The sequence below is a fragment of the Herbaspirillum huttiense genome, from assembly GCF_004367745.1.
GTDB lineage: Bacteria > Pseudomonadota > Gammaproteobacteria > Burkholderiales > Burkholderiaceae_D > Herbaspirillum > Herbaspirillum huttiense.
Window position 1 is genome coordinate 5,379,458 of sequence record NZ_CP037993.1, and the last position, 18,480, is coordinate 5,397,937.

General features: G+C 63.9%; 19 protein-coding genes and 1 pseudogene. 8 read left to right on the forward strand and 12 right to left on the reverse strand.

Annotated elements, in window-relative coordinates:
* Window positions 1-303: 303 nt before the first annotated feature.
* Window positions 304-1,998: a DUF3300 domain-containing protein gene (locus E2K99_RS23985; protein WP_205703726.1), complete on the forward strand. Its 1,695-nt coding sequence runs from the start codon at window positions 304-306 to the stop codon at window positions 1,996-1,998.
* A gap of 84 nt (window positions 1,999-2,082) precedes the next feature.
* On the opposite strand, the gene E2K99_RS23990 is transcribed toward E2K99_RS23985, so the two are convergent.
* On the reverse strand, window positions 2,083-2,604 hold the full coding sequence (locus tag E2K99_RS23990; protein WP_034331715.1) for a GNAT family N-acetyltransferase: 522 nt from the start codon (window positions 2,602-2,604) through the stop codon (window positions 2,083-2,085).
* A 438-nt stretch (window positions 2,605-3,042) separates the two neighbouring features.
* Between E2K99_RS23990 and E2K99_RS23995 the strand changes: the two genes are divergently transcribed.
* The 4 genes from E2K99_RS23995 (at window position 3,043) to E2K99_RS24010 (ending at window position 7,459) form a co-directional block, all read left to right on the forward strand.
* Window positions 3,043-3,756 carry a gluconate 2-dehydrogenase subunit 3 family protein gene (locus E2K99_RS23995; protein WP_134223824.1) on the forward strand — a complete coding sequence of 238 codons (714 nt, stop codon included), beginning with the start codon at window positions 3,043-3,045 and terminating at the stop codon, window positions 3,754-3,756.
* Between the two features lie 53 nt (window positions 3,757-3,809).
* Window positions 3,810-5,582, forward strand: coding sequence for a GMC family oxidoreductase (locus E2K99_RS24000; RefSeq protein WP_088755552.1), 1,773 nt, complete (start codon window positions 3,810-3,812; stop codon window positions 5,580-5,582).
* 14 nt (window positions 5,583-5,596) lie between these two features.
* A complete protein-coding gene (locus E2K99_RS24005) occupies window positions 5,597-6,871 on the forward strand; it encodes a c-type cytochrome (protein ID WP_134223825.1) in 1,275 nt (424 codons plus the stop codon).
* 156 nt (window positions 6,872-7,027) lie between these two features.
* Window positions 7,028-7,459, forward strand: coding sequence for a hypothetical protein (locus tag E2K99_RS24010; protein ID WP_039784766.1), 432 nt, complete (start codon window positions 7,028-7,030; stop codon window positions 7,457-7,459).
* 15 nt (window positions 7,460-7,474) lie between these two features.
* On the opposite strand, the gene E2K99_RS24015 is transcribed toward E2K99_RS24010, so the two are convergent.
* Window positions 7,475-7,807 (reverse strand): ArsR/SmtB family transcription factor, encoded by a 333-nt coding sequence (locus E2K99_RS24015; RefSeq protein ID WP_034331719.1) that lies wholly within the window; start codon window positions 7,805-7,807, stop codon window positions 7,475-7,477.
* 125 nt (window positions 7,808-7,932) lie between these two features.
* On the opposite strand from E2K99_RS24015, the gene E2K99_RS24020 reads away from it, so the two are divergent.
* Together E2K99_RS24020 and E2K99_RS25635 are read left to right on the forward strand one after the other, a co-directional pair.
* Complete coding sequence (locus tag E2K99_RS24020; protein WP_134223826.1) at window positions 7,933-9,021, forward strand: NADH:flavin oxidoreductase/NADH oxidase; 1,089 nt, start codon at window positions 7,933-7,935, stop codon at window positions 9,019-9,021.
* A gap of 180 nt (window positions 9,022-9,201) precedes the next feature.
* Entirely contained in the window at window positions 9,202-9,354 is a 153-nt protein-coding gene (locus E2K99_RS25635) for a hypothetical protein (protein WP_166675108.1), read from the forward strand.
* A 113-nt stretch (window positions 9,355-9,467) separates the two neighbouring features.
* Here E2K99_RS25635 and E2K99_RS24025 read toward each other — a convergent pair whose 3' ends face one another.
* The 6 genes and pseudogenes from E2K99_RS24025 to E2K99_RS24050 form a co-directional block, all read right to left on the reverse strand.
* On the reverse strand, window positions 9,468-10,196 hold the full coding sequence (locus E2K99_RS24025; RefSeq protein ID WP_166675109.1) for an Imm52 family immunity protein: 729 nt from the start codon (window positions 10,194-10,196) through the stop codon (window positions 9,468-9,470).
* 2 nt (window positions 10,197-10,198) lie between these two features.
* Window positions 10,199-10,783, reverse strand: coding sequence for a restriction endonuclease fold toxin 5 domain-containing protein (locus E2K99_RS24030; RefSeq protein WP_134223827.1), 585 nt, complete (start codon window positions 10,781-10,783; stop codon window positions 10,199-10,201).
* Window positions 10,780-11,142 (reverse strand): hypothetical protein, encoded by a 363-nt coding sequence (locus E2K99_RS24035; protein ID WP_034331721.1) that lies wholly within the window; start codon window positions 11,140-11,142, stop codon window positions 10,780-10,782. The genes E2K99_RS24030 and E2K99_RS24035 overlap by 4 nt, the downstream gene beginning before the upstream one ends.
* Window positions 11,139-11,633 carry a DUF4123 domain-containing protein gene (locus E2K99_RS24040; protein ID WP_134223828.1) on the reverse strand — a complete coding sequence of 165 codons (495 nt, stop codon included), beginning with the start codon at window positions 11,631-11,633 and terminating at the stop codon, window positions 11,139-11,141. The genes E2K99_RS24035 and E2K99_RS24040 overlap by 4 nt, the downstream gene beginning before the upstream one ends.
* A gap of 11 nt (window positions 11,634-11,644) precedes the next feature.
* Window positions 11,645-11,878 (reverse strand): annotated as a pseudogene (locus E2K99_RS24045) (PAAR domain-containing protein); the annotation flags it as partial.
* A gap of 367 nt (window positions 11,879-12,245) precedes the next feature.
* Window positions 12,246-12,869 carry a glutathione S-transferase family protein gene (locus E2K99_RS24050; RefSeq protein ID WP_134223829.1) on the reverse strand — a complete coding sequence of 208 codons (624 nt, stop codon included), beginning with the start codon at window positions 12,867-12,869 and terminating at the stop codon, window positions 12,246-12,248.
* 204 nt (window positions 12,870-13,073) lie between these two features.
* On the opposite strand from E2K99_RS24050, the gene E2K99_RS24055 reads away from it, so the two are divergent.
* Window positions 13,074-13,973, forward strand: coding sequence for a DMT family transporter (locus tag E2K99_RS24055; RefSeq protein WP_134223830.1), 900 nt, complete (start codon window positions 13,074-13,076; stop codon window positions 13,971-13,973).
* 72 nt (window positions 13,974-14,045) lie between these two features.
* Here E2K99_RS24055 and E2K99_RS24060 read toward each other — a convergent pair whose 3' ends face one another.
* From E2K99_RS24060 to E2K99_RS24075, 4 genes are all read right to left on the reverse strand, one after another.
* Entirely contained in the window at window positions 14,046-14,966 is a 921-nt protein-coding gene (locus E2K99_RS24060) for an ornithine cyclodeaminase family protein (protein WP_134223831.1), read from the reverse strand.
* Between the two features lie 33 nt (window positions 14,967-14,999).
* Entirely contained in the window at window positions 15,000-15,938 is a 939-nt protein-coding gene (locus tag E2K99_RS24065; RefSeq protein ID WP_134223832.1) for a LysR family transcriptional regulator, read from the reverse strand.
* 205 nt (window positions 15,939-16,143) lie between these two features.
* Window positions 16,144-17,298, reverse strand: coding sequence for a TRM11 family SAM-dependent methyltransferase (locus tag E2K99_RS24070; RefSeq protein WP_134223833.1), 1,155 nt, complete (start codon window positions 17,296-17,298; stop codon window positions 16,144-16,146).
* Window positions 17,298-18,479: a hypothetical protein gene (locus tag E2K99_RS24075; RefSeq protein ID WP_205703727.1), complete on the reverse strand. Its 1,182-nt coding sequence runs from the start codon at window positions 18,477-18,479 to the stop codon at window positions 17,298-17,300. Before E2K99_RS24075 ends, E2K99_RS24070 begins: the two co-directional genes overlap by 1 nt.
* Window position 18,480 lies beyond the last annotated feature (1 nt).

The window sequence follows — 18,480 nt, forward strand, 5'->3', positions numbered from 1 at the left end:
CCTTTTTTGCATTGACCTTGCAAAACGCTGACAAGAGCATCTCTCCAACGCCCGCTTCTGGTGCGACTTTCCAGTCAGTGCTTTGTCAGTTTCCCGTGCGGCGCGATCTTTCCGCGTGACGAATAACGAAGTCGAACCTTTCTCCATGGCCGTGCTCGAAACCTAACAATGCACGGTGGCCTGGCATGGCCTGCGCTGTTACATCCCATCACAATTCTGCAGTCAACTGCGCATCGCCGCGTGTCGTTAGCCAGGCTATCGCAACGCGTTTTCCGTGCGCCGTCACGGATCGAGGACTTCATCATGACAACAAGAAACAGATCTTCCGCCATCATCGTTTCGGCTTCGCTGCTCGGTGCAGTGCTGGCCCTCTCCGCCTGCCAGAAGCAGGACGCCGTCCCGCCCACCGCAGCTGCCGCACCGGCTACGCCGACCACGCCGCCCTACACGCCGCCCACGGCCGAGCAACTGTCGCAGATGGTGGCACCCATCGCCCTGTTCCCGGACAAGCTGGTGGCGCAAGTGCTGGCCGGGGCCACCTACCCGGACCAGATCGTCGCCGCCAACCAGTGGCTGGGACAGAATGGCGCGCTCAAGGGCGATATCCTGCAGGCAGCCGAAGACAAGCAGCCCTGGGATGTCAGCGTGAAATCGCTCACCATGTTCCCGGCGGTCCTGTCGCAGATGGCTGCCAATCCCGACTGGACGCGCTCGCTGGGCGATGCCTTCGTCAATGATCCCAACGATGTGATGAATGCCATCCAGGCCCTGCGCCTGCGTGCGCAACAGGCCGGCAATCTCAAGAGTTCCTCGCAGCTGAAGGTGGTCAGCACGGTACGCAGCAGCGACACCGTGCGGGTGGAAGATGCGCCCGCGCCGCGCACCGTCTACGCCGGTGCCCCGGTGATCCCGCCGCCGCCGCAGACCATCGTCATCGAATCCAGCCAGCCGGATACGGTCTACGTGCCGGCCTACAACCCGGCCGTGGTCTATGGTCCGCCGGTGCCGGTGTATCCGGGCTATGCCTATCGTCCGCCCAGCCCGGTGGCCAATGAAGTGGTGGTGGGTGCACTGTCCTTCGGCGTGGGCGTGTTCGTGGGCGAGGCCATCAGTCATCACAGTGACTGGGGATGGCATGACTGGGGCATGCATTGGGGTGGCGGTGGCGGCGGCGATCGCCCGTCCGGCGACTGGCAGCGGCCGGCTGTGGTCTACAAGAACACCACCTATGTCTCGCACTCGACCACCGTGATCAATCGCGTGACCAACAACAACGTGACGGTCAACAATACGCGCGTGGTGAACAACAACGTGAACAACGTCAGCAACGTCAGCAATGTCAGCAACGTGAACAACGTGCGCAATGTCGACGAGCGCAACGTCAACAACCAGACCCGCATCGACAATCGCCGCGAACAGGTGGCACCGGCGGCCATGAGCATGCCGCATTTCACGGCCAGCGATGCACGTCCCGGCGCGATGCCGTCACTGCGCGCGCAGGAAACTCAGCAGAAGATGGCGCTGACCAACCTGCATGCACAGCCGCAGGCGCAGAAGGAAGCCGTGCAGGCAACAGGTGCGCGCCCGCATCAGGAAGCGCCACAACAGGCAGAGCGCGAGCAGCAGGAGCAACGCCAACTGCAGCAGCAACAACAGGAGCAGCGCGCGCAGAAGGAACCGCAGGCAGCACACGAACGTGAACAGGCCCAACAGAATGCCGCGCAACAAGCCCGCCAGCAGGCAGAGGAAAGAAAGGCCCAGGCGATGAAGCAGGAAAACCTTCATCCGCAGATGCAGGCGCATGCTGCCGCCGCGCCCCGTGAAGAACGTCCGCCGCAGCACGAACAGAAGGCCGCCCCCGAGCGGCATGAGGCAGCTGCCCATGCACAGGAAGCGCACGCGCAAGCGAAGCACGAGGCGGCCAAACACGAGGAAGACAGGCGCGCCAACGACAAGCATGAAGGCGAGAAGCACGAGGGAGAAAAGCACAACGGCTGAGGCCGTGAGCCCCTTCCTCGCATCGCTGAGTAGCAACACAAAGGGCCGCTTCCATGCGGCCCTTCGTGTTTGACGCTGCGGCAATCAGCTGCCGATGTTGTCGGGATCAGTGCGCTGATCCAGCGTCAGTTGCAGGAAGGCCAGGTCCAGCCACTTGCCGAACTTGGTGCCGACCTGCGGCATGTGGCCGACCTGCTCGAAGCCGAGCTTCTTGTGCAGGGCGATGGAGCCGACGTTGCTGGCATCGATGGCGGCCACCATGACGTGTTTGCCAACGGCGCGCGCACGCGGGATCAGCGCTTGCATCAGGGCCACGCCCAGGCCTTCGCCACGGTGCTCCTTGTGGACGTAGACCGAATGTTCCACCGAATGGCGGAAACCATCGAAGGGACGCCAGTCACCGAAGCTCGCATAGCCCAGTACCTTGTCGCCCTCCACCGCCACCAGCACCGGATAGCCCAGTTGGCGACGGGCCGCCAGCCAGTCCTGGCGGTTCTGGTCGTCCACCAGCTTGTCGCTCCAGATGGCCGTGGTATTGACCACGGCGTCGTTGAAGATCAGGGTGATGCCGGGGATGTCGGCAGGGGTAGCGTCGCGAATCTGCATGGTGTCTCGGTCTCGGAATTCGGGGTCTGCAGCGACAATGCTGCGGATGAGCAGTGTAGCCGAAGACGGCCATGGCAGGATCTTGCCGCGGGGCAGCGTCTTAAGACATCTGACAACTAGAGGTGTTAGAATGCGTGCGCTCATCCATAGAGCAACCCGCCTGGCCTGATTGACCGTGGCCAGGACCGGGAACCACAAGAAATGCCAGCCCCGCAAGCTGGACGCAAGATCGGAGACGCGTTGACCCACTCTGAGATTGCGACCCATGACCCATTCCATTGCAACGACGTCTCATCCTGCGCAGGCCGCTCCACGCGGCATTGCGGGTGCCGGCGCGCGTGCCGTGCAGCGGTCATGGCGGGCGCAGTCCTGCCCGATGCGTCCTTGTCCCGATGCCTCGCGCAGCTTGTTTTCCACCCACTCCACTTTGCTCACATCATGACCACCAAGTTCAGTCCCTCGCGGCGTGCCGTCCTCGCGGCCACCGCAGCGGCAGTGCCGCTAGTCTCGCTGCCCCTGCTCAAGCAGGCCCGGGCCGATGGCCTGGAAGGCATCGAGCTGCAACACTACCAGCCGGTGTTCTTCAATGCCGCCCAATGGCTCTTCATCCTGGCCGCCTGCGACCGCCTGATCCCCGCCGAAGGGCGCGGGCCGGGCGCGCTGGAAACCAATGTGCCGGTCTTCATCGACCAGCAATTGCATGCCGGCCTGGGCAGCGACATCTACCAGCAGGGGCCGCATCAGACCGATGCACCGGCTACGCTGGGCTTCCAGATTCCCTACGCGCCGCAGGACGTCTACCGCATCGGCATCGACCTGACCCAGCAGATTAGCCAGCAACAGCATGGCAAGCGCTTCGAGCAGCTGGAGGCCAAGGACAAGGATGCCCTGCTGACCTCGCTGCAGAAGAACGCTGCGGACTTTGCCGCGCTGGGCGAGAAGGCGATGAAGCCTTCGCAGTTCTTCGGGCAGCTGCTGGGCGATACCAAGAACGGCTACCTGGCCGATCCCATGTACGGCGGCAACAAGGACATGAAGGCCTGGGTCGCCATCGGCTTCCCCGGTGCGCGTGCGGCCTATACCGAATGGGTGGACCAGCACAACGTGAAGTATCCGCTGGGACCGGTGAGCCTGTCGGGCAAGCGCGCCTGATGCGCGGCCCCGTCTCCTCGTTCACGCCTGCAACCTCTTACTGACTTAATTCAATGCCTAACATTACCAACGACGACGTCGACGTCGTCATCGTCGGCCTCGGCTGGGCCGGCTCCCTGATGGCCATCGAACTGGCCCAGGCCGGCCTGAAGGTACGCGCCCTGGAGCGCGGACCGGACCGTCCGCCCGAAGACTTCGCCTATCCCAAGCCGGCCGACCAGTACGGCTACGCCACCCGCAACAAGGTCTTCGCCACCCCGCGCGATGCTGCGCTGACGGTGCGCTACAACACCGCGCAGCAGGCGCTGCCGACCCGCAAGTGGGGCGCTTTCGCGCCCGGTACCGGCGTCGGCGGCTCGGGCCTGCACTGGACGGCGGTGCTGATCCGCGCCACACCGACTGACCTCAAGCTCAAGACCTACGCCGACCAGGCCTACAAGCACAGCAGTCTCGATCCCGAGATGCGCATCAAGGATTTCCCCTTCACCTGGAACGAGATCGAGCCGCACTACGATTTCTTCGACAAGGTCTGCGGCCTGTCGGGCAATACCGGCAACCTGCGCGGCCAGATCCAGCCGGGCGGCGATCCTTTCGAAGGACCGCGCTCGAACCCCTATCCGCTGCCGGCGCTGCACGACACCTACAACAACACCCTGTTCGCCGATGTGGCGCGCAAGCTGGGCTACCATCCCTTCCCCAATCCCTCGGCCAATGTTTCGCAGGCCTGGACCAATCCGTATGGCGCACAAATTGCACCTTGCAACTATTGCGGTTTCTGCAGCAAGTATCCCTGCCTGAACTATTCCAAGGCCTCGCCGCAGACCACCATCCTGGATGTAGTCAAGCGCCTGCCCAACTTCGATTACAAGGTCAACGCCAACGTCATCCGCGTGGACCTGCACGCCGACAAGAAGACCGCACGCGGCGTGACCTACATCGACGAGAACATGAAGGAAGTGTTCCAGCCGGCCAAGATCGTGATCCTCTCCAGCTTCCAGTTCGCCAACGTGCGCCTGATGCTGCTCTCGGGCATCGGCAAGCCCTATGACCCGATCACCGAGACCGGCGTCATCGGCCGCAACTATGCCTTCCTCTCCAATGGCGGGGCGACGCTGTTCTTCAAGGACAAGCACTTCAATTCCTTTGCCACGGCCGGTGCCACCGGCGAAATGTTCAACGACATCTCGCCCGGCAACTTCGACGATGGCATCAAGCTGGGCTTCATCGGCGGTGCCAAGATCCACAGTTCGCAAGCCTCGGGCGCGCCGATCGGCACGGCGCTGCCGCCGGGCACACCGAGCTGGGGACGCGGCTGGAAGGAAGGCATGATCGACTGGTACGACCATTCCATGAAGATCAGCATCACCACCACCTGCATGTCCTATCGCGGCCACTTCCTGGACCTGGATCCGAACTACAAGGACCCGTGGGGGCAGCCGCTGTTGCGCATGACCTTCGACTGGAGACAGAACGAACTGAAGCTGCAACGCTACCTGCGCGACATCGTGCTCAAGATTTCCAAGGAGCTCAATCCGGACCACATGTCGGAAAGTTTCCTGGCCCTGGATTCGCATTGGGACATCACCAAGTACGTCTCCACCCACAATGTGGGCGGCGCGATCATGGGCGATTCGCCGCGCGATTCGGCCTTGAACAAGTACCTGCAATCCTGGGATGTGCACAACGTCTTCGTCCCCGGCGGCAATGCCTTCCCGCAGAACTTCCAGGCCAATCCGACGGCTACCATCGGGGCCATCACGCTCATGGCCGCGCACGCCATCAAGACGCAGTACCTGAAGAACCCCGGCCCGCTGGTCCAGGCATGAAGGGGGGAGAGAACATGAAAAAAATGACTTCATTGCTGGCCGGACTGGCGTTGTCGCTGGGCGTGCTGGGTGTGTTCAATGTGGCGCAGGCGGCCGATCAGGATACGGTGGCGCGCGGCCAATACCTGGCGCGTGCCGGCGACTGCATGGCCTGCCACAGCGCTGCCGGCAAGCCGGCCTATTCGGGTGGACTGGCCATCGACAGCGGCCATGGCATCATCTATTCCACCAACATCACGCCGGACAAGGAACACGGCATCGGCAACTACAGCGAAGCCCAGTTCTCAGCGGCCGTGCGCCATGGCGTGCGCGCCGATGGCACGCAGCTCTATCCGGCCATGCCCTACCCCAGCTATGCCAAGGTGAGTGACGAGGACATCCATGCCCTCTACACCTACTTCATGCAAGGGGTGAAACCGGTGGCCTCCACGCCGCCGGCCAGCAGCATGAGCTTCCCCTTCAACATCCGCTGGGGGATGAAGCTGTGGAATGTCTTCTTCGCCAATGACAAGCCGTTCAAGGAGCAGGACGGCTGGAGCGCCGAGATCAAGCGTGGTGCCTATCTGGCCGAGGGCCTGGGCCACTGCGGCAGCTGCCACACCCCGCGCGGGTTCGCCATGAACGAGAAGGCCAGCGACAGCAGCCAGGCGCAGTTCCTCTCGGGTGGTGATCTCAATGGCTGGGCCGTACCGTCGCTGCGCGGCATGCCGCACTGGAGCGCGCAGGACATCGTCGACTACCTGCAGACCGGCCGCAACAAGACTGCGTCAGTGGCCGGCGAGATGAGCCTGGTGGTGGAACACAGCACGGCGCACCTGAAGCCGGAAGACCTGCAGTCCATCGCCGCTTACCTGAAGACGCTCTCGCCGGTGGCCTCCTCCAGCAGCGGGCGCGTCACGCCGCAAGGGGCCGAGGCTACCACGAAGAAACTCACGGCCGCCAAGGACCTGAGCCTGGGCGAGCGCCTGTACCTGGACAATTGCGCGGCCTGCCACTTCGTCAATGGCAAGGGCGCGCCGGGCATCTTCCCGGTGCTCGATGGCGCGACCGTGGTCAATGCCGACAATCCCAGCGCATTGCTGCACGTGATCCTGGCCGGGGCGCGCACGCCGTCCACCGAGAAGGCACCGTCGATCCTGGTCATGCCGGGCTTTGCCCATCGCCTCTCCGACAAGGAAGCGGCGGAACTGGCCAGCTTCGTGCGCCAGGGCTGGAGCAACCAGGCAGGGGCCGTGTCGGAGAAGGAAGTGAAGCGGATGCGCGAGGGCCTGGCCAAGCACGGGTCCTGATCTGCTGCGCAAATCGTCGCTGTGAAAGAAAAGGCTCGCATGGCAACATGCGGGCTTTTTTTACGCGGCTGTCACGCCATGCCGGCTGCAAGTTGATTGACCACGATGAACGATCGCGCCACTATAGCGCCCAGGCAATTCTTCTTGAAAGCACGCATGCTCCCTACCTACGGTGCCACCTATCGCGGCAAGCACATCAGCGTCTCCTGTACGCAGCAACGCGATGGCGACGTCCTTTGCACCGTGCAGATCGATGGCGAACCGGCCCCCGGCCTGCACGGCAATCCCTTCGCTTCGGTGGCCTCGGCACAGGTGGCCGGTGTGGGTTACGCGCGTGCGGTGATCGATACCCAGCTCGACAATGACGTGGCCGAGCATCACGGTTATTTCATCCGGGTCAGCAGCAGGGAACAGATCGACGGTACCTGGGTCGGCAGTTACCAGCTGCATCGCAATGACAACCCGGTCGCCTTCCGGCGCGTGGTGTGCGAGGACTTTCGCGGCAATACCTCGGTGGAGGCAGAACAGTATGCGATGGCCACGGCCTTCGTGGCGGTAGACGCCGACGTCAAGGCCGGCAAGCTCTGAGCGGACGGGAAGGCTTCAGGCCGCCTTCTTGCGGCGGGCGGGCAGCTTGTCGTGCTGGGCCAGGATGGCCGACAGCAAACCCGGAAAACGCTGCTCGATATCGGCGCTGCGCAAGGTGTTGATGTGGGTGGTGCCATTGCTCTCGGTACGCACCAGGCCGGCTTCGCGCAAGACCTTGAAGTGGTGCGAGACGGTGGACTTGGGACGCCCGCCATCGAGTTCGCCGCAGGTCGCACATTCCACGCGCGCCAGGTGGCGCACGATCTCCAGGCGGATCGAATCGCTCAGCGCGTAGAGCACGCGCTCCAGCACGAACTCGGCAATCTCGGGATGTTTGTAGGGACGCATCTGCAAGATGATACACCCTGGGTTATACTCCTTCCATAGTTCGAAGATTTACGAACAAACGAAGCGAGTGCTGTGCCAGTGCAGCGCTTGTTGATCTCATTTTCATCATTGACAAGAAGCCACCCATGTCTGCTCTCTTTACTCCCTTCAAGCTGAAGGACCTGAACCTGCGCAACCGCATTGCCGTCCCGCCCATGTGCCAGTACATGGCGGTGGACGGCAAGGCCAACGAATGGCACCTGTCGCACTACGCCAGCATCGCCCGAGGCGGTGCCGGCCTGGTGATCGTGGAAGCCACTGCCGTGGCCCCGGAAGGCCGCATCACGCCGGGCTGCACCGGCATCTGGTCGGACGAGCTGGCGCAAGCCTTCGTGCCGGTGGTGCAAGCCATCAAGGCCGCCGGTGCCGTGCCCGGCATCCAGATCGGCCACGCCGGCCGCAAGGCCAGCGCCAATCGTCCCTGGGAAGGCGACGACCACATGGCCGCCGACGACGCGCGCGGCTGGGACACCATCGCCCCGTCCGCGATTGCTTTTGGCAAGGGCTTGCCCAAGGTCCCCAAGGCCATGAGCCTGGACGACATCGCCCGCGTGCGCCAGAACTTCGTCGATGCCGCCATCCGCGCGCGTGATGCCGGCTTCGAATGGCTGGAGCTGCACTTCGCCCACGGCTACCTGGGCCAGAGCTTCTTCTCGGCGCATTCCAACCAGCGTGATGACATCTACGGTGGCAGCGTGGAAAACCGCGCCCGCTTCCTGCTGGAAACCCTGCGTGCCGTGCGTGAAGTGTGGCCGGAACACCTGGCCCTGACGGTACGCTTCGGCGTGCTGGAATACGATGGCCGCGACGAGCAGACGCTGGTCGACTCCATCGGCGTGGTGCGCCAGTTCAAGGAGATCGGCATGGACATGATCAGCGTGACCATCGGTTTCACCATTCCTGAAGTGCAGATCCCCTGGGGCCCGGCCTTCCTCGGTCCGATCGCCAAGCGCGTGCGCGAAGAAGCTGGCGTGCCGGTGTCTTCGGCCTGGGGCTTCGGCACGCCGGAACTGGCCGAGCGCGCCGTCAAGGAGGGCCAGCTCGACCTGGTGATGGTCGGTCGTTCGCACCTGGTCAACCCGCACTGGACTTATCAGGCCGCCAAGGAACTGGGCGTGGAGCGCCCTTCCTGGACGCTGCCGGCACCTTACGCGCACTGGCTGGAACGTTATTGATGCACTGATGCAGCATCGTGCTGCGGGGCTTGCTGCCTTGGCAGCATGACAGGATGACAGCATTGCCGGTCTGCAAGCCGCTCAGGGATTCCCTGAGCGGCTTGTTTGTTTTCTAGGGAAAATCACTAGAGCCAGGCAAGGTGCTTTCTCCTAAGATGAAGTCGTCTTGAGGAGATCATCATGTTCACCACCTTCCTGCTGACTGCCGTTCTCTCTACGCTGGTGACCGTTGCGTTGTCGGCAACGGGCATCTACCTGTTGGCCGAAGCGCGCTGGCGGCATCATCCGCTGGCCAGCCGTGCCAGCCTGCCGCCCCATCGGCTGCCGTATTGAGCGAGCGGGACGGCACCGTGTCCGGTGCCGCCTGGTGTGTGTCTGCCTGAATCGCGATGAAATGATGTTGGCCCCCTGGTCGTCGGACCCGGGGGATTTTTTTTGCGTGAGGGTTACAGGGCAGCGTAGCGCGGCAACAGGTCCTGGTCAGCCAGGCGGATTTCGATGGCGTTGGCGGCCTGGATGTGATCGGGGTTTTCATCGTCAAACGCATCGCCCGCCACCGAGACGATGATCGTGCCGCGTTGCTGTCCGTCCTCGTTCAATACCGGCAGCAGCTCGGCGGCCTCGGGGACTTGGGCGCGCGTGATCCTGCCTGGCAGATACAGCAGCCATCCGGCGCCGGGGCGATCGGAGAAGACCTTGTGGCGCATCCCATAACTGCCTGGGTCGACGGCGATGAAGGGGGGCTGCCATTGCAGTGAGAGTCCGGTCAGAACTTCGATCAGATTGGCCTTCCGACAAAGCGCAGGAACCGCTTGCGCCTGCAAGAGGAAGGTCGAATTGCCAGGATCGTCGGCCAGCGTCAAGCCAAGAAGGATCGCCGCACCACCCTCCTCCTCGTAGCCGTTCCATGTCCCCAAGTAGCGGAAATGGTCGGCAGGTTCCTGCCGTTCATTCTCTGCGACGATGGCCAGTGCGGCGCGCGTGGGGCCCTCTCTTTCAAATGCCTGGATACGACGAGCGTCTTCTGGCGTATCAGCAGGCGGGCACCAATCTTCCAGCGGCATGCCGATGGGTTCGAGCAGAAGTGCAACTTTCCACAGCATGGAAAAATGTTCCGAGCTGTCCGGCAGCGTATCCAGTGCTGAAACAAAAGCAAATTTGATATCGAGATTCATGGTCAGGGCAAGTGGACAATGTGGATGGGAAATCGGTTAAGGATGAATACCTCTCTTAGGTGACGAAAGACTGGCTCGTCTTGCACATACCAGTGCAAACGAGCCGGCGGCGACTTCAAGACGGTGCCACTCTGCGCCTTGGCCTGTCTGAGCAGGTTCTGGTATCCCTTGTTGACGTAAAAAGACTTTGGCCGGCTGGTCTTCTGGTCAAAGAACTGGGCATACCGCGCCTTGGCCTCTTGCAGCAGACACGGAGCCGGCTGGAATCCATCGAAATCAATGTCATCGAAGGCCCACTCGGTATAGGGTGCAAACCCGGTCACGCGCGCCTGATAGGCCCTTGCCTCTTCAGACATGTGCCAGTTGCGCGGTACCAGGCTCCCCGCTGCGGGCGGACAGCGCTTGCAGGACTGATCTTTCTTGAGTAAATCGGCCTGACTCAATGGGGAGGACTTGGCCTCTTCGGCCCTGCGCGAACTGCTGTAGATGGCCGCCCCGGTACCGGCTGCGACCGCCGACGCACCCAGCCCTATCCATCCAAGAATCTCGCTGCTGATCAGCGGTACCGCCACGACGGGAGCGATCATGATTTGCGCTCCTCATCTTGCGGCGCGGCCAGCTTGTGCAGAACGGCGATCATGTCATCGAGCCTTTGTTCGGGCGTGGCACCCGGGCGGCGAAGGTAACGCACGGTACCCGGACGACGGAACAGGCCCGGCCAATCGGCTGACAGATACATCATGTAGATCAGGTGGGACAACGCACCGAAGCCCAGCGACAGACCATGCTCATAGGCCTCGCGCATGCGCCGGATTACCTCGCTGCGGCCCGGCACGCGCTGCAGGTCGCCACGCTCGGAGAGGAACTGGTCGGCCACGGCAGCAATGAAGTGTTCGGTATCACGGGCACGCAAACGCGCCAGGTCGTCTTCATCGAGGCGGATCATGTCGGCCTCCCGATATGAACCCGGCGGCCATCCAGCAACAGGTGCCATTCAAACAGGTGACCGAAGAGCGTGTGGCGCTGCGCTGCCTTCAGGTCACGCGCTGCTGCGGCCAACACACGCGGATCCCAAAAACGCAGCAGTGCAGTGCGTCCGTCGGGCAAGCCCATCTGCATGCACAAGCGCAATAGTTGCGCGAGGCCCTGCAGATCCTGCGGGCCAATGATCCAGGAAACCGCCGGAGCAATCGCTTCCAGGCGGCTGATCTGCTCCAGCAACGCAGGGGACAGCTTCTCGACCGCCAGCAGCCAGGGCCCGGCGGGCGCCAGATGGGCATCCACAGTGTCGGCAAAGAGCGCAATGACGCCGGGTCCCTCCCGTAGCGCTGCATTTGTGCAGGACTCGTAGTGCAGTCCGTCCACGAGGACGTACAGCTGCAGTGCCGGCATGGTCTTCCTGGCCTCGGCCAGTCGCTTCATGATGTCGGCCGCCATCAGCTGCGCACCAGCAGGGTGGCGCCGCAGGCGGTGCGGTCACCGTGGCGTGCCACGGCCGCGCCGAGCGAGAACATGTCGCCCGCGCCGGTAGTGATGGCGAAGGTCCCCTGGCACCGGGGACAGACCGTTTGGTCCCCCACGCGCGCCACCGGCTTGCCGTGGACCATGAAAGTGAGATCGCCGGAGATGACCGTGCCGCCGTGGCTGGTCCTGTCCCCGATGGTGATGAAGGCTTGTGGCACACGCTCCTCCTCTGCAGTGATGACATCAGCCGCAGCGCGAAGAAGAGAATCCGAAAGAAGCCTTCAGCCGGTGCCGCAGCAAGGCCGCACATCATGCCGGGGCAAGACGCATCGGCCCGCATCGGGCACAAAAGAAGAGCGAATCCTGGAAGGATTTTTAGTAACGCCTGATACGATTTCGAGCAGGCGCAAGCAATCAAAACAAATCAGTAAAACAGCAAAGTCCACAAGGGAACGCTGGCCAGCAGCAGACAGCCAAGGAAGGCGGCAAGGAAGAGCAGTTTTTTCTTTCGGGTGGCCATGGTGAACCTGCAGGACGGAAATGGGCGCGCATGCGCAAGGCCGCAGTGTACCGCGCCCGCCGCCATCAGGCCATGCCGTTGCGGCCGTAGGCACGGAAGCCGGGCCGCTCGCTGAGGCGCTCGTAATACGCTGCCACGGCCGGCAAGGGCGCATGCTCCAAGGGCGTGCCGAACCAGCGATTGACCGACAACCCGACCGGAATATCGGCCAGCGTGAATGCAGGACCCGCCACGAAACCGCCACTGTGCTGCAACCGTTGTTCCAGCACCTGCATGAAGCGCGTCCAGCCAGCGATGGAAGCCGCCAGTTGCTGCGCATCGCCATGCTCGGGCGACTTGCGCACCAGCGCCATGAAGGCATAGCTCCAGCTGCGGTTGAGGTCGCTGGCCTGCCAGTCGATCCACTGGTCGATGCGTGCGCGCAGACGCGGTTCCTTCGGATACAGCGCACCGTCACCGTATTGCCCGGCGAGATAGCGCAGGATGCTGTTGGACTCCCACAGGACGAAGCCATCATCATCAATCACCGGCACCATCGCATTGGGATTCATGGCAACGAAGGAAGGCTCGCTGGTCGATTTGAAACCAATACCCCAGTCCTGCCGCTCGAAGGCAATGTCCAGCTCGCTGCAGGCCCACAGGACCTTGCGTACGTTGATGGAATTGTCACGGCCGTAGATCGTCAGCATGCAGGCTCCCGTACAGTAAGTGTCAGGCTGGCAAGCCTAGCAGGTGGCCCGGTACGGTGCCATGCACAGTTCTTCCTCATTCTCCCCGGTGACTGTTGCGCTGCGGTCAAGTGGCCCGGTACAAAGCTGCCAACTGTACCGGGACGGCTCGAGGAAGTGGCCGTACAATCGACCTCCCACTGGCCATACCTGCCGCCCACATCCATGTCTTCCTCCAACATTGCCAAGCTGTTGCTGCTGGCTGCCATCTGGGGCACCAGCTTCATGCTCATGCGCATCGCCGCTCCGGTCTTCGGCCCCATGCTGACCACCTTCGGCCGTGCCTCGCTGGCCACGCTGTCGCTGCTGGCCTTTGCCCGCATGCGCGGGGTGCCGCTGCAGTGGCGACGCAACTGGCTGCCCTACCTGGTGATCGGCATCTTCAATACCGCCCTGCCCTTCGCGCTGTTTGCCTGGTCGGCGCTGCACATTCCCTCGGCCTACATGGCCACCATGAATTCGCTGGCACCGATCTTCACGGCCATGTTCGGTTTCCTGCTGCTGGGCGAACGGCTGAGCCTGGTGCGTACCGGGGCCTTCGTGCTGGGCCTGGTCGGCGTGGCGGTGCTGGTCGGCATCGGCCCGGCACCGGTCGATGCGCTGGTGATCGCCGGGGTGCTGGCGGCCATGGGTGCGGCGGTCAGCTATGGTTTTGCGGCCACCTTCACGCGCATGCGCGCCGGCGGCATCCCGCCCATCGCCATGGCCACCGGCAGCCAGTTCGCCGCTGCCCTGTGCCTGCTGCCGCTGGCTGCGCCGTCGATGCCGCATGCGCTGCAGGCGGGTACCCTGCCTGCGCTGTTATCTGTACTGGTGCTGGGCGTGGTCTGTACCGGTATCGCTTACGCACTGTTCTTCCAACTGATTGCATCTGAAGGGGCGACCAAGGCCATCACCGTGACCTTCCTGGTGCCGATGACGGCTTCGCTGTGGGCCTGGCTGCTGCTGGATGAACCGGTGACCGTGGGCACCGTGACCGGCATCGCCGTCGTGCTCATCGCCACCGCCACCGCCTTGCGGGCCAAACCGGCAGCAGCCGCCAAGAACAAGAAAGTGACTGCCTGATTCGAGGCTGCCCCAAACAAAAGGCGCTGCGGGAAAATCCGCAGCGCCTTTTTTCATCCCGCCAGATCCGGCTTACCAGCCGTACTGCGCGCACGCCTTGCGATACGCCAGCCCTGCCAGCGCCACATCTTCCAGCCCGATGCCGATGGCCTTGTAGATGACGATGTCCTCGTCGCGGCGCTGATAAGGCATGCTGCCATCGACAGCCTGCGCCAGTTCCATCACCTTGTCCCACGCGAACACGCCCGGTGCGCACTGCACCAGGTCGCCGGCCTCCTGCTGCGCCTGTGGCTTCCATTCCACGAACAACGCGGCAGCACGGCCGATGGCGATGTCGTCCAGTTCGCGCACGTTGGCCTTGGAGGCACCGACGGCGGCGACGAAAGTCCCCGGACGCAGCAGCTTGCCATCGAACAGCGGCGTGGCTGAACGGGTGACGGTGACCAGCACGTCCGCTGCGGCGGCGGCTTCATCGATGCTCACCACGCGCGCCGGAACGCCCAGGGTGCGCGTGACTTCCTCGGCCAGGGCTTCGCGGCCCGACAAGCCGGCGATCAATACTTCCTTGAACGGCCGCACCTGCAGCAGCGCCGGAATGTGCGAACGCGCCTGCACGCCGGTGCCGATCACCGCCAGGGTGGCGGCGTCCCTGCGGGCCAGCGCATCGCAGGCCACTGCGGTTGCGGCCGCAGTGCGCAGGCCGGTCATGGCGTCACCTTCCAGCGTGCACAGCGGTGCGCCGGTCTCGCTGGAGAACAGCTGGATGACGAACTTGAACTGGCCCTTGATGGTGGTGTAGACCTTGGCCCCGGCGATCCCCGCCGACGGAATGACCGCCCCCATCATCGACAGCATCACGCCATTGGCGGCACTGGTGCGCACGCGCCCCTGGTGCGCGCCCTCGGCGGCGTGGGCAAAGGCCTCGCGCATGGAGGCGATGGCGTCTTCGGTGGTCAGCAGTTCGCTGACCTGCTGGTTGGTGAGAAATTTCATGCGGGACCTTGGCTTCAAAAAATGCAGGAAAAATTACGGCGTGCCGTGCTCGGCCTTGAGATAGTTCCAGATCCGGTCTATGTCCGGATTGGCACCATCCAGACGGCGATAGACGCGGATATCCATCTCGTCGCACCACAGCCCCTGCTCCAGCGCTTCACTGTCGTTCGGGGCGATGGCCAGGGTCAGCTTGCCCTCGGCGATCTCGCGCGACACCGCACTGGCCGGCAGCCAGGCGATGCCGTGGCCTTCGACGGCCATGCTCTTCAAGCCTTCGGCCAGGTCGGTCTCGAAGCGGCGGAACAGGTGCACGCGGCGCGGGCTGGAATGCAGGGCCTTCTCGACGATGCGCGAGAGCGAGGAATACGGGGAATAACTGAGGAAGGGTTGCGGATCATTGGGCGTACCCGGCAACACATACTTGGGCTGGCCACTCGGCAGCGTCTTGACATAGGGACGCAGCGGCTCCTTGCCCAGCGAAAGCACGGCATAGCGTTCGGTATCGAGGGCGATGCCCTGCTGGCGATGGTCATAGCACAGCAGCAGGTCGCAGTTGCGCTCCACCAGGGCAATGACGGCATCGTGCACGTTGCCGGCCATGACGGTGGTGGCGATGGCGCCGATGGTCTTTTCGATTTCCGACAGCAGCTTGGGGAACACCGTCAGCAAGAGCGTGTGCGGCATCGCAAAGCGTACCGAGGATTGCGCCCCTGCCAGTTGGCCGCGCAGCACCAGCCGCGCCTGCATCGACTGGTTGAGCATTTCCTTGGCGATCGGGACGAAGGATTCACCAGCCGGCGTGAGCGCGCAGGGATAGGACGAGCGATCGAACAGTTCGGCGCCCAGCCAGGTTTCCAGCGAGCGGATGCGGCGGCCGAAGGCCGGTTGCGTGACATTGCGCAGTTTGGCCGAGCGGCTGAAGTTCAGCGTATCGACGACCGAGAGGAAGTCCTCCACCCATTTGATTTCCATCTTCCCTACCCCGTTGGCTTGCCGCGCTGATCCGGCGGCTTGTCTTTGGTGCCGACCACGTTGTGCCTGGCGGCGACCCTCCTTTGGAACGCAGCCACTATACCGAAATGGCATGAGCAGCGCCCCATGCCATTTTGGCATGAGGCGCAGTAAAAGCGGGTAGACAGGCGATGAATAAACGATGCGGCGCAGTGATCACACCAGCTCAGCCGGGGCCCTGCAACAGCGCTGGCGGCATCAGGAGCAAGCCGTGATGGAAAACCGCATGCGGAAGAACAGTTGCCACATCGTGCTGCGCATCGCGCAGGCACAGGTCCAGCCGCACCTGCCGGCCCGCACGGTCGAGCCGCACGGCGCGCAGGTAGTGGCGCTCCGGGAGCACGGCCGCAGCGGAGCCGGCCATGGCGGCCGAGAACGGTGCGCCCCAGCAGGTGAGCGCGAAGCCCTGCTGTTCCAGCCAGTGGCACACGGCAGCAACCAGTCGCGGATCGTCGGGAAGCAACAGATCCGCATCGGCGGGCGCCTGCGACAACGGCAAATCCTGCAGCCAGCGGGCAAAGCTGCCGTAAAGGACGAACCCCGGATGCGCCAACTGCAGCGCTTGCAGTACGGCAAGAGTCTGCTCCGTATCAATGGCGTGCGGCAGATGGCGCGCGATCAGCGCGTATTCGTGCGAACGATTGCTGCGCAGCTGGCCGGGCGTCTCGGGCGCACTGGCGCGGTCATAGATCAGGATGCGCTCTTCGACGAAACGGAAGCGGTCCGCCATCAGCCGCGCCAGATCCCAGGCCAGCGGCACGAACTGCTCGCCCACCCGCAGATTCTCGGCGCACAGCACCAGCCAGCCGCCGGGACGCAAACAGTCGCGCAATGCGCGCAGCAGGCGCTCCAGCATGCCGAGGAAAGCGGCGTAGGTCTGGCTGGCGTAAAGCTGTCCAGCGTGCGCGGCGTCGGAGGCGTCCGGCCACTGGCAGCCGAAGTAAGGCAGGTTGCTCAACACCAGGTCCACCGGCGGCAGCGAATGCGCGAGCGCCGTGGCATCGCCTTGCAACACTTGCTGTGGCGGACCATCGGCCCCGAGACGCTGCAGCCGCTGGCGCGTCAATGCCACGCGCTGGCCATCTATCTCAATGCCGATGCCCGCGCGGCCCACGCTGTGCGCGGCGACCAGCGTGCTGCCAAATCCGCAGAAGGGATCGAGCACCTTGCCGTCAGGCGGGCACAGGTGCGCAATGAACGGCTGCATCTGCTCCACCCAGCCGCAATCGCGCGCGCCGAAGGGATCGGTCTCGGCCAGCTCCTGCGGCAGGGTCCAGGCCGGGTCCTGCCTGCTGAGGTGCAGCCAGCTGTTGTCGTTCATCACGGGCTCCGCAGCAGCTGCAACGGCTGCACCGCGCGACTGCGCATGGGGGCGGCACCGGTGGTTTCCAGCAGCACGTGTTGTTCGGGATTCCAGCCGCCGCACAGGCGGCCATTGGCATGGAACACCAGCTTGTAGATGCGTCCGCTGGCATGGCGCGCATGCATGCGCACATAGTCCGAGGCTTCGAAGGTGAGCTGCATGCCGCGCCAGTGCAACACCACGTTCCAGAAGTAGTAGCCGGAGGTGGCGTGCACCGGTTGCGCTTCGGCGCTCAGTTCCGGATCGGCCAGGCAGGCTGCCAGCAACGCCGCCACATCGATGCGCGCGCCGCCGATGTAGCGGGCCGTCACGTTGTTGCGGTATTGCGGTCCGAGTTGCGAGAACTCGCGCAGGATCACCGACGTCACGCCGCGCTGTTGCGCCCAGCGCAGATAGGCTTTCAGCGCGGGCACGCCATCGATGCCACCCTGCTGCACGATGCACACCAGCTTCACCGGCAACTGCGGCACCAGTTGCGTGAGCGTGGCGTCGATGCCGGCCTGAGTGGCAACCGCCTGTCCGCTGCGAAAACGCATGATGGCCTGATTGGCCTGGGCCTCATGATGGTGGCGCGACAGTTCCACCCAGCCCAGGTCAAAAGCCTGCAGGCGCGTGACCAGCTCCGCGCCCAGCGGCGTGGCCAGGCCGGCTCCATTGGTGTAGAGCACGCTGCCCTGCACGGGTGACTGGCGCGCGTGCTCCTGCAGCGCGTCGAGCATGGACAGCATCCAGCCGGCGTCATCGGTGGTCTCCAGTCCCGACAGCGACCACGACAGCGGCAGCCCGCGCAGCGCAGCGAGCGCTTGCCGGAGCTGTGCGCCGTACTGCGGACCGGGTCGTAGCGCTGCGGCGTGCGGGCCGCCATCGTCCAGCGTTTCGGAACAGAAGCGGCAGCGCGCCGAGCATGGTTGCGCCGAGGCATAGGGGGTAAAGGTCACGGGCTGGGCGATCTGCACGGTGCGCCCGCCGATCTCCCAGCGCCGCCAGCGCCTTGCATCGTCCTGGTCGGGCTCGCGCCGGATCACGCGTGGCAGGCGGTTTTCCAGCAGCTGCTGCAGGGCGGCGGGCATCAGGTCGGGCAGCGCCGGACTATCCGGTGCGATGGCCTCGGTGGTGTCGACAGCTTCAGAGATGGCCATG